The following is a 6,351-nucleotide window of genomic DNA, read 5'->3' as shown; positions in this document are numbered from 1 at the left end:
AAGTCCTGTGGAAGCTGCAAAATCCCTGCTGCATGAGAACTGTTTCCCGTCACCAAGTTGCGACGATAGTAAGCTGGCAGTAATCGGACCAACACCAGGAATTGTCATAATGCGCTGAGCGGTATCATCAGCGTTGATTGACTGACTTAATTCTGATTCCAGCTCTGCTATTTGCTCAACAAGGTAAAAGTAGTGGGTATGCAACCTCACCAAAAGGCGGCTCAGATATTCGGGGATTTCGTGTTCAGCCAACACGAGAGACAACCGTTTTATTACAGCATCACCTATCGGCAGGCTGATTCCAAATTCCAGCAAGAAACCGTGGATCTGGTTGGTTGTTTTCACCTTATCTCTGATGAGCGATTCTCTGACCCGGTGTAACGCCCTCATGGCCTGCTGGGTCTCAGTTCTTGGCTGGACAAAACGCATTGATGGTCGTGAAGCCGCTTCGCATATGGCTTCTGCATCAACAAAATCATTCTTATTACTTTTGACAAACGGGCGAACGAACTGTGGAGAAATCAGCTTAGTTTCATGCCCAAAATCAGAGATACAGCGAGCCATAAAGTGTGCACCCGCACAGGCTTCCATTACAACAACTGAGGGCGGACATGTCGCCAGAAACTGCATCAGTTTAGTACGGGTAAATTTTTTACGCAGAAGAGCCTTACCAGACTTGTCTTGACAATGAATGTGGAAGGAGTGCTTTCCGAGATCGATACCAATAAGTGTGATGTTCTGCATGATGGTCTCTCCGTTAAAGGGATTTACCTTAACAGCGTACTGCTGTTAAGGTGGGGGTGACCATATCATTATCCCCACCGGTCCCATCTCACCAGATTGTTGACGATAATTTTACTGCCAAATTTACAGGGGCAATTGGTTTTGTAATTCCAGTTCAGCCCTCTGAAGACGTTGATCACCCCTCGCTCAAACACCTCATCCTTATTCTGGTGCAGTTGTTCAAATGTGCTCAGAATGTTCGCTTCGCTGATTTCCGGAAAATTATCGTACTCCAGTGACCGGTACCATGTATCACGGGCCTGCGTATCCATTAATGACAGCATCCCGGAACGTTGCATCAGGTCACGCCAGATTTCGCGATCAAGATTCCGGGTAATGGCTTTCATTGCTGTTTCGGGTTTCTCCATCAGCCAGCAGCCGCAGCGAAAATCCTGTTTCATGGCCCAGTCCGGGGCAGTTTTACCTCCGATGCTTTCCGTCAGCACCGAGATTTCAGCCAGTTGTCGGATAAGTGTGTCGATTTGCAACAGTGTACTCTTTCGTACAGCCAGAATGTGGCGAATGCTGGTTGAGCAGATAACGTCCGTATGCCCGTTGACCACTTCCGGACGGGAGATTGTGATATCTGACATAATCGATATTCCTTTTTGCAGATAAATGAAAACGCCAGCCCTGTGCAGGCTGGCGTCAGAGGAATGAAGTCTGGTGAGTGAGCTTCACCGGTTCTGGTGCAGAAGCTGCAGATGACGCAGGGTACGGACATCCTCCCGGGCCTGTTCGATACAGGGCAACAGTGCTGCTGAATCCGTTTTATCCTCATCGTTGTCAAAGATAATTCCCGATCCGCAGTCGATATTGTCCTGCAGCCACGCAATCAGAATATCCAGCGCTGTTTCCGTGGTTAATGATTTCATGTTGTTCCTGGTTACCAGTCGAAAGTGGGTAAACCCGGCAGGCATTCAGCGCTGGCATCCAGATGAATGAGACTGACGCCATAACGCCGGATGAGTGTGACGACCAGACGACGGAACGTTTTTGACAGCCCCAGGCGTTTAAGCCGCAGAACCGGGTATGACCACGCATCGGTACGTAACAGATATCCGCTACCTGTAAAATGAATCCATTCTGATTCACCGAAGTCACTGGTCTGGTGTGACAGCGAGTACAACCAGGCGTTGTCCGTTTCCGTGATATGTGCGGTACTGCAGCGTATGCCGGTAAGGGTAGCAAATGGTGGCGTGCATTCTGCTGAGGTCTGGTCAGATTCATCAACAACACGAAGGGAGTAGCCGTTATCGCAGACCATGTTAATCAGTTCAGCGAGCTCAATACCATCGACGTCAACGACAATGCGCCCTATGTTCAGTGCCTGTACGTTAACGCTGTCGGCTTCCAGTGTCAGGGCCAGTTTCATCATTTCGCCTCCGGATACTTACCCAGGGTAATGTTATTTACCGTTCTGTAATTGTCGCGGGTCATCAGGCCGGTCGCCCGGCGAGCCCGGAGGATATCAATACTGTTTATTAACTGAGAGCGGGGACAGGTGCTGAATCCCGGCTGGTCGGTACGCACCAGCGCGTATTTTTCCACGAGAAAATTAACTGCATCACACAGTGAAATGCCTGCCTCAATATGCAGCTCAATCACACGTTCATCGACAAACGGTGTGTCATTCAGTGTGAGGCCATAATGCTGGTCCAGCAGTCGGATGAGCAGTGTCTGCCAGATGGTGACGGGAGACGGGCAGCGAGATACCTCCCGTACATGTGTGTCGGATAATGTTTTCATCTTAAGTTCTCTGTAACTGGTAGTGCTAAAGGTGAGAGCTTCGGGGTTATGAGGTGGTTGCGGGTGCTGGTGTCGGATAAACAGCCAGATAAACGTAACCACAGGAGCCGAGGGTGTCGGCTTCGCAGGTCAGCCCTTTTGCATACAGCGTGACGGTATGCTGATATCGGGGATTCAGTTCACCGCTGGTGAGCATGAGTTCCAGTTGTTTCATCAGCAGCGGAAAGGCCTGGTCCAGATGGTATGCATCCGCATTGCTGAACCGGCCTCTGATACCGGCGCGGTCTGCAAGGTAATACAGGCGGTTACCCTCTTGCACCAGACGAGCGCCAAAACAGGGCCTCACTGTGCAGGGAAGCCCCCACCAGGGGCGGTCGTGATTGTCATCGGGATGAGTTATCCCGGAGAGTTTGTCTGACACGATAAAATCCTCTCTGAAAAGTGGTTAAGAATGGTTTAACGATGACAGGTCAGCCGGCGCGCTGACCGGTTTCGGTGAAGATGTATGCATTGATGAGAATGGCCTCATCCACAGCGGCGTCTGAGGTCATCTGGTCGTACTCGTTTCCCGGGTGACGGAACATCAGTTCAGGGTGACACTCATCAGCCGGACATACGGGCCAAAACTGTCCTTACGGCGTTCTGCAAACACGGCAAGAACGCCGGGAATATCCTGCACTTCACGACCAGTATACGCTTCAGCACTGCCGTGCCAGCGATACTTACCGGTACAGAACGGAAAAAGACGGGATGCAGGATGCTGTTGGTGAATACGCATGGCTTCACCACGGGTGATGATTCTCATGATGTGATACCTCTGAAGACAGAAGATAAAAGTGAAAACAGGTGTGATGTGGTTGTGACGGGTTAAAGCAGACCATGTTCGGCAAAGGAGAAAACCTGGTTGCCACCGACTATCAGATGGTCCGGCACCCGGATATCCACCAGGCCCAGTGCCTGTACCAGACGTTCGGTGATAAGCCGGTCTGCCTTACTGGGTGTGACTTCACCGGACGGGTGATTGTGCGCCAGCACCACGGCAGCGGCATTGTGGTACAGGGCGCGTTTAATCACTTCCCGGGGATGAACTTCCGTACGGTTGATGGTGCCGGTGAAGAGGGTTTCACCGGCAATCAGCTGATTCTGGTTGTTCAGATACAGCACCCGGAACTCTTCCCGCTCCAGTCCCGCCATGTTCAGAATCAGCCATTCCCGTGCCGCACGGGTGGAGGTGAAGGCCACGCCGGGTTCATGAAGATGGCGGTCCAGGGTTTGCAGGGCCCGCAGAATGAGACTGCGCTCGCCGGGCGTCATGTTTCCGGGCAGAAAGGAAAGCTGCTGCATTGTCCCTGCCTCCATTCAGTCGATGATGCGCATAATGGCGCTGCATTCCGGATGCTGCAGGGCGTAATCCCGCAGCCGGTAATAATGGACCGTCATGGCATAACACTCCGTACGACAGGCATGATGACTGTACGTCATCAGACAGGCAGCAATGCCGGCGGCTTCCGGGCTCATTTCAGCGCGGTTACCGTTCATGGCATTGAACAGTACCCATGTTTCGTCATCATCGTCATCCGGTTCGGGTGCCATAAATGCCCCGCCGTTGTTCAGGGTGTACAGATTCCAGATACCACCGCAGTAGTCTTCACACAGACGGTCCATCCAGCCGAAGACACGGGGTTCCAGGGTGACCCACTGTGGAATGAGGCCAAAATGCTGCGGCCAGAAGCTGATGCGCTGTTCATCAGGGACGGGAGTGGCAACCAGTTGTTGCAGGCCAGTCTCCGGTGCACAGGCCGAAGCGGTGGTGTTCTGAGACAATGTTTTCATGTATGAAATCCTTGTAATGTGAATAAATGAGAGGGAGTAAAGGTCGGGAGCTGGCAACATCACGTTCATCACTGACCGTGATGACCCGGTAATATCAGGGATGAATGATATTCGGCTGAAATTCCGGACAGCCGTACGCGTAACCGTTCCGGTCACAGACGGATGGCCAGATGCCATTGCCTGTATACTCAGTCTGCACAGACTGATTTCTCCGGGACGGTAAAGCAGACGGGTACACCAGGCGCACAGGTCATCATCAGAAATGGAACGACACCCCGGCAGCGCCTCCGGGGCGTCGGGTGATTCTGGTGCCTGAATCACGCCTTCAGGGACATGCTGCCTCAGCGCAGGCTCTCCAGCAGCGTTTCTGCCATTACCCACAATGCGCGGTTGAGCTTAATATCGGTGTCGATGTTGTGAATGGCACGGGTGTGGATACGTTTTCCTTTTGCACTGCGGCCGGAAATCCCGCCTTTCAGCATATTCTCCTGGATGGTCTGATATGCGCTCCACAGGTCTTTACCGTAATCCTCCCTGCGTCGTGGTGTCAGAATGTCAGCGGTGGTGACTGGCTGATGTTCGTCACCATAACGGTAAGTCAGTGCCGCCTGTGCCAGCGCCTGGCGTGCCGGTGGCGGCAGGACCAGCGACTGCATGGCATCACGCTTCTCCTCTATCCGGTCAAACACGCCCACCACCTCGTAAGCCCCTTCAATAACTTTCTCCACCACATTTCCCCGGTGTGGAACACGCAATTCTCCCAGAGACTGACCGCAGACCAGTCCATTGGTACAAATGGCACGAAAATATCCGGGTAACATCTGGTAGCTGGATGAACCGTCATGAGAGTTGAGCAGAATAATTTCAGGGACATGCTGACCGGTTATCTGTCCGGCCCGCCGCAGACGCAGCATGTGTTTTGTGTATTCCCGGCGACCCGGGTCACGCACACGTGTCTGGCAGGCGAAGAATGGCTGAAAGCCTTCCCGCTGCAGGCTTTCCAGTACGGTGATGGTGGGAGTGTACGCATAGCGTTTACTGCGGGAAGTATGCCGGTCTTCACCGAAAATACTGGGAACATAGTGCATCAGTTCTTCGTGTGTCAGCGGACGGTCACGGCGTATCTGGTTTGCAGCATAACCAAAACGACTGGCTAGTCGCATAATTTGCTCCTTATCGGTGGTTAAGATTTACTGGTGTAATAAATGAAAAAGCCACGTCTCCCGGAGAAGACGCGGCCTGATGGACGAAATTAATGAGGTTTATTGTCTGAGAAGACCGTCACTGGCGAACCTTCCGGCGTCAGTCTCTGCGTTGCGGATAACCCGACGGAAATGAGTTCCCTGGTCATCGTCGATAAACACATTGCGGTAAGCTGTTGTGATGACAACAGCCTGCTCGCGTGAGAAAGGGACTTCGGGCAATAAACGTGACATACAACCAGACCTGTATTTGGTTCCCTGAAAATATAAGTCCCTGTCATCATGGCAGAGCCGTATTTACTTTTGATATCAATAAATTAATAACGCGAAGATGAACCGCATAACTTACGCCTTTAATTTGTTTTGTTTACGTAGTCCCTGACCAGGTACGCGAATTCGTGAACGCCAGTTTCACCAAACCAAATCAGGTAACCAGGGTCGATGTTGTAATAGTAACCAACGACTTTATGCGTTTTTGGGTTATAGAGTGTTACGATATAGTCCCAGCCGCAGGCGTGGGCTTTACAACCGCCACCTTCTACCCAGGTCGTTCCGTTAATGTTTACAGGATACGCACCACCATCAGGACCATCCATATAGCCGTCTTCCCCAAACATTCCGTTTAACCCAACAGGGTTTAATGCTTTGTCGATAGCAGCTCTGTAGGTAGCGTCACCTTCGTATAACTCGTACGTTGTTGGACATGCACCAGGCTGGTCAGCCCGGGCTTTTGAGTCGCATTTAAGTGTCTGATTTACAGTGGCGGCGTTTGTGTCAGGACTTA

Annotated in this window: 11 protein-coding genes and 1 pseudogene; all 12 read right to left on the bottom strand. The window is 51.8% G+C overall.

Annotated features, from left to right (window positions below):
• Positions 1-744, bottom strand: a 744-nt coding sequence (locus tag ACUU1I_RS18960; protein WP_032320898.1) for an IS110-like element ISSfl8 family transposase, incomplete at its 3' end; no start/stop codon positions are given.
• 71 nt (positions 745-815) lie between these two features.
• Positions 816-1,376, bottom strand: a pseudogene (locus ACUU1I_RS18955) (DUF4942 domain-containing protein); the annotation flags it as partial.
• A gap of 84 nt (positions 1,377-1,460) precedes the next feature.
• Positions 1,461-1,658 (bottom strand): DUF957 domain-containing protein, encoded by a 198-nt coding sequence (locus ACUU1I_RS18950; RefSeq protein ID WP_000839282.1) that lies wholly within the window; start codon positions 1,656-1,658, stop codon positions 1,461-1,463.
• Positions 1,659-1,669: 11 nt separating this feature from the next.
• Positions 1,670-2,161 carry a DUF5983 family protein gene (locus tag ACUU1I_RS18945; RefSeq protein ID WP_000976828.1) on the bottom strand — a complete coding sequence of 164 codons (492 nt, stop codon included), beginning with the start codon at positions 2,159-2,161 and terminating at the stop codon, positions 1,670-1,672.
• Positions 2,158-2,532 carry a TA system toxin CbtA family protein gene (locus tag ACUU1I_RS18940; protein ID WP_449144880.1) on the bottom strand — a complete coding sequence of 125 codons (375 nt, stop codon included), beginning with the start codon at positions 2,530-2,532 and terminating at the stop codon, positions 2,158-2,160. Before ACUU1I_RS18940 ends, ACUU1I_RS18945 begins: the two co-directional genes overlap by 4 nt.
• Positions 2,533-2,578: 46 nt before the next feature.
• Positions 2,579-2,953 (bottom strand): type IV toxin-antitoxin system YeeU family antitoxin, encoded by a 375-nt coding sequence (locus ACUU1I_RS18935; protein ID WP_001280959.1) that lies wholly within the window; start codon positions 2,951-2,953, stop codon positions 2,579-2,581.
• Between the two features lie 162 nt (positions 2,954-3,115).
• Complete coding sequence (locus ACUU1I_RS18930) at positions 3,116-3,337, bottom strand: DUF987 domain-containing protein (protein WP_001220314.1); 222 nt, start codon at positions 3,335-3,337, stop codon at positions 3,116-3,118.
• 62 nt (positions 3,338-3,399) lie between these two features.
• Entirely contained in the window at positions 3,400-3,876 is a 477-nt protein-coding gene (locus tag ACUU1I_RS18925) for a JAB domain-containing protein (protein WP_005011624.1), read from the bottom strand.
• Positions 3,877-3,891: 15 nt separating this feature from the next.
• Positions 3,892-4,365 (bottom strand): antirestriction protein, encoded by a 474-nt coding sequence (locus tag ACUU1I_RS18920; RefSeq protein WP_005011597.1) that lies wholly within the window; start codon positions 4,363-4,365, stop codon positions 3,892-3,894.
• A gap of 341 nt (positions 4,366-4,706) precedes the next feature.
• Entirely contained in the window at positions 4,707-5,528 is an 822-nt protein-coding gene (locus ACUU1I_RS18915) for a DUF932 domain-containing protein (RefSeq protein WP_001234584.1), read from the bottom strand.
• Between the two features lie 99 nt (positions 5,529-5,627).
• Complete coding sequence (locus ACUU1I_RS18910) at positions 5,628-5,801, bottom strand: DUF905 family protein (RefSeq protein ID WP_000088744.1); 174 nt, start codon at positions 5,799-5,801, stop codon at positions 5,628-5,630.
• Between the two features lie 119 nt (positions 5,802-5,920).
• A partial coding sequence (locus tag ACUU1I_RS18905; protein ID WP_194871155.1) for a hypothetical protein occupies positions 5,921-6,351 on the bottom strand: 431 nt, incomplete at its 5' end.

It is taken from the genome of Shigella sp. SIG3 (assembly GCF_053555855.1).
The sequence above is the reverse complement of the archived record's forward strand: the minus strand, read 5'-3'. Positions and strand labels throughout refer to the sequence as shown.

Coding starts and splice junctions, on each gene's coding strand:
- ACUU1I_RS18945 (WP_000976828.1), bottom strand. CDS start 2,161: ATGATGAAACTGGCCCTGACACTGGAAGCCGACAGCGTTAACGTACAG.
- ACUU1I_RS18915 (WP_001234584.1), bottom strand. CDS start 5,528: ATGCGACTAGCCAGTCGTTTTGGTTATGCTGCAAACCAGATACGCCGT.
- ACUU1I_RS18920 (WP_005011597.1), bottom strand. CDS start 4,365: ATGAAAACATTGTCTCAGAACACCACCGCTTCGGCCTGTGCACCGGAG.
- ACUU1I_RS18950 (WP_000839282.1), bottom strand. CDS start 1,658: ATGAAATCATTAACCACGGAAACAGCGCTGGATATTCTGATTGCGTGG.
- ACUU1I_RS18910 (WP_000088744.1), bottom strand. CDS start 5,801: ATGTCACGTTTATTGCCCGAAGTCCCTTTCTCACGCGAGCAGGCTGTT.
- ACUU1I_RS18930 (WP_001220314.1), bottom strand. CDS start 3,337: ATGAGAATCATCACCCGTGGTGAAGCCATGCGTATTCACCAACAGCAT.
- ACUU1I_RS18940 (WP_449144880.1), bottom strand. CDS start 2,532: ATGAAAACATTATCCGACACACATGTACGGGAGGTATCTCGCTGCCCG.
- ACUU1I_RS18925 (WP_005011624.1), bottom strand. CDS start 3,876: ATGCAGCAGCTTTCCTTTCTGCCCGGAAACATGACGCCCGGCGAGCGC.